This window comes from Caballeronia sp. (assembly GCF_049581465.1).
Lineage (GTDB): Bacteria > Pseudomonadota > Gammaproteobacteria > Burkholderiales > Burkholderiaceae > Caballeronia.
Map to the genome: position 1 here is coordinate 1 of NZ_JBAUSA010000487.1, position 3,010 is coordinate 3,010.

2 protein-coding genes are annotated in these 3,010 nt (G+C 64.4%); both read right to left on the minus strand.

Going from position 1 to position 3,010, the window contains the following annotated elements; translation table 11 throughout:
* A partial coding sequence (locus WCA53_RS11940; protein ID WP_423909780.1) for an efflux RND transporter permease subunit occupies positions 1–1,164 on the minus strand: 1,164 nt, incomplete at its 3' end.
* The coding region (locus tag WCA53_RS11945; protein ID WP_423909783.1) for an efflux RND transporter permease subunit at positions 1,161–3,010 on the minus strand (1,850 nt) is incomplete at its 5' end. The genes WCA53_RS11940 and WCA53_RS11945, both read right to left, overlap by 4 nt.

Genomic DNA, 3,010 nt, shown 5'->3' on the forward strand with positions numbered 1-3,010 from the left:
CGAGAGATTGTCGATGCTGTAGCCGAGCAGGTACATCGGTCCGAAGCTGCCCACGATCGACAGTGGCAACGCAACCGCCGGCACCAGCGTGGCGCGCGGCGACTGCAGGAACACGAACACGACGCCGACCACCAGCAGCACAGCGATAAACAGCGTGCGTTCGGTATCCCCCACCGACGCCCGGACCGATTCCGAGCGGTCGATGGCGACGCCGATATGGACGCTGCTTGGCAGCGTCGCCTCGATCGATGGCAGGACCTTCTTGATCTGCGCGACGGTACTGACGACATTGCTGCCGGGCATCGGATAGACGATGACCAGTACGGCCGACTTGCCGTTGTAGAGCCCGGCGTTGCGGATATTTTCGTTGGAGTCCAGGACCTGGGCGATGTCTCGCAGCAACACCGGCGCGCCGTTGCGGTAGGCGACGACCAGCTCGCGGTAAGGCGCCGCTTTGGTGATCTGGTCGTTGGACAGGACCACGTAGCGTTGGTCGCCCTGCTCGACGTGGCCCTTGGCGCTGTCGGCGTTGGCCGCCGCGATCGCCGCCCGCACGTCCTCGAGGCCGAGGCCGTAGCTGTTCAGTTTGCCCGGCTGCAACTCGACCCGCACCGAGGGCAACGCACCCCCGCCCAGCGTGATCTGGCCCACGCCGTTGACCTGGGAGAGTTGCTGCTGGATCACCGAATCCGCGGAGTCGTAGAGCTGCGACTTGGTGAGCGTGTCCGAGGTCAGCGCGAGCACCATGATCGGCGAATCCGCCGGGTTGTACTGGCGATAGGTCGGATTGCTGCGCAAGGTGGTCGGCAAGTCTGCGCGCGCCGCCTGGATGGCCGCCTCGACGTCGCGGGCGGCGCCGTTGATCTCGCGATTCAGCGCGAACTCGACCACGATCTGCGACGAGCCGACATAGTTGGTCGACGTCAGCTCTTGCACGCCTGCGATCGTGCCGAGCCGCCGCTCCAGCGGTTCGGCTACGGTGGACGCCATGATCTCCGGGCTTGCGCCCGCCAGATTGGCCTGCACCACGATCACCGGATAGGCGATATTGGGCAGCGGCGCGACCGGCAGCCGGAAGTACGCGAGCGCCCCGGAGATCAGGATTGCAATCGCCAGGAGGGTGGTCGCGACCGGCCGCTGGATGAATAACGCCGATATGTTCACGGCGTACCCTCCTCCGGAACCGGCGGCGCTTCAGGTTTGTTGCGATTGCGCCAGCGTCTCGTGCGCTCGGCCATCCGGTCGAAGTACAGATAGATGACCGGCGTCGTGAACAGCGTCAGGATCTGGCTCAAGGTCAGGCCGCCGATGATCGCGAGGCCCAGCGGGCGACGCAGCTCGGAACCCGTGCCGCTGCCAAGCAGCATCGGCAGCGCGCCGAGCATGGCCGCGAGCGTCGTCATCAGGATTGGCCTGAAGCGCAGCAGCGACGCCTCGAAGATCGCCTCGCGCGGGGATTTTCCGTGGTTGCGTTCGGCGTCGAGCGCGAAGTCCACCATCATGATGGCGTTCTTCTTGACGATGCCGATGAGCAGCACGATCCCGATGATGCCGATCACGTCGAGGTCGCTGCCGGCGATCATCAACGCGAGCAAGGCCCCGATCCCCGCCGAGGGCAGCGTGGAGAGAATCGTCACCGGATGGATGAAGCTCTCGTAAAGCACGCCCAGCACGATATACACGGCCACCAGCGCGGCGATCAGCAGATACCCCTCGCTCGACAGCGAATCCTCGAACGCCTGGGCTGCGCCCTGCAGCGACGAGGTGATCGACGGCGGCAGGTTTGCCGCCCGTTCGGCCTCGTGGATGCGCGCCACCGCCGTGCTCAACGACGCATCTTTCGCGAGGTTGAACGAGATGGTGACGGAGGGGAACTGCGCCAGATGGCTGATCACGAGCGGCGCCTTGGTGATCTGGATCTTGGCGATCGCCGAGAGCGGCACCTGGCCGGCGCTGCTCGTCTGGCTCGGCAGGTACAGGTTGCCGAGCGACTCCACGTTGGGCACCGACGTGGGCTTGGCGACGAGAATCACCCGGTACTGGTCGGACTGCTCGAAGATGGTCGAGACAATGCGCTGGCCCAGCGCGTCATAGAGCGCGTTATCGATGGTGGCTGGCGTTATGCCGAAACGCGCGGCCAGTTGCCGGTTGACGTTAACGTACACGCTCAGGCCGTCACTATTCATATCGCTTTGCACATCGGCAAGCGACGGAATCTGCTTCAGGCGCGCAACCAGTTCCGGTACGTACTTCTGGAACGCCTGCTGGTTCGGTCCACGGAGCACGAAGCTGTACTGGTTCGGCGAGACCGTGGTGTCGAGCGTGAGATCCTGCTCCGGCTGCATATAGAGCTTGATGCCGGCCACATTGGCGACTTCCTGCTGCAGGCGCCGCGCGATCTCCTGCGCCGTGTCGGAACGCTTGTCGTGGTCGCGCAGGTTGATCAGGAAGCGGCCGCTGTTCAGCGTGGAGTTGATACCGTCAATCCCCACGTAGGAGGTGAGCGAGGTGACATCCGGATCTTTCATGATTGCGTCGGCGAGCGCTCGCTGGCGCGTCACCATCGCCTTGTACGACACCGAGTTGTCTGCCACGCTGATGCCCTGGATCACGCCCACGTCCTGAACCGGGAACAACCCCTTAGGAATCACGACGTACAGGATGCCGGTCAGCACGACAGTGCCGATTGCCACCATCAGGGTCAGCACCTGATGATCCAGCACCCAGCGCAAACCCCGTTCGTAGCCGGCGAGCGTCTTGTCGAAGAGGCCCTCGCTAATTCGCTCGAAGCGGCTAGGATGGCGTTCCGCCTGGGCGCGCAGCAAACGCGCGCAGAGCATCGGCACCACGGTCAGCGAGACCACGGCAGACAGCACGATAGTGACCGCGAGCGTCACCGCGAATTCGCTGAAGAGGCGCCCGATCACGCCGCCCATGAAGAGCAGCGGGATCAGCACCGCGATCAGCGAGATGGTCAGCGAGAGAATCGTGAAGCCGATCTGTCCGGCGC